This window comes from Haloarcula sp. Atlit-47R (assembly GCF_003665985.1).
GTDB lineage: Archaea > Halobacteriota > Halobacteria > Halobacteriales > Haloarculaceae > Haloarcula > Haloarcula taiwanensis.
The window spans coordinates 1-447 of sequence record NZ_QPLQ01000083.1 but is presented as its reverse complement, the minus strand read 5'-3'; the positions used below and the strand labels follow the sequence as shown (position 1 = coordinate 447).

The window sequence follows — 447 nt, the reverse complement described above, 5'->3', positions numbered from 1 at the left end:
GGCGGCACGGATGCAGTCGAAACTGGATGGGTGGTCGCGGGCAGCGATCAGTCGGCGGCTGGCCGAAGTAGTCGCAGACGGGAACTCGATGATGAGCGCGGTCGTGGGTGTGTTCGAGGAGTTGCAACAGGCACCCGGGACGGTGATTCCGATTGCGGCGGTCAGTGAGGTCAGTCGTCGTGAAGTGTCGATTGAAGGTACGATTACGCAGTTGTGGGAGTCGTCGAGCGCGGCGATTCAACAAGTGGGACTCATCGAGGACGAAACTGGAACGACGAAATTCACCATTTGGGCCAAGTCGAGAAAACCGGCTGTGAGAGAAGGCGAGCGGGTGACGCTGCGGAACGTCGCAAAGAGCTGGTACGGTGGACGCGTGTCGGTGGCTGTGACGGGGTGGTCCGACATCAGCTTCCCAGCGCGCGAGGCGTGGTGGGCTGAGTAGGCGTC

Annotated in this window: 1 pseudogene; it reads left to right on the top strand. The window is 61.5% G+C overall.

Annotation, left to right across the window (positions count from 1 at the left end):
* Nucleotides 1-442: pseudogene (locus DVK00_RS20985) on the top strand (DNA-binding protein); the annotation flags it as partial.
* Nucleotides 443-447 lie beyond the last annotated feature (5 nt).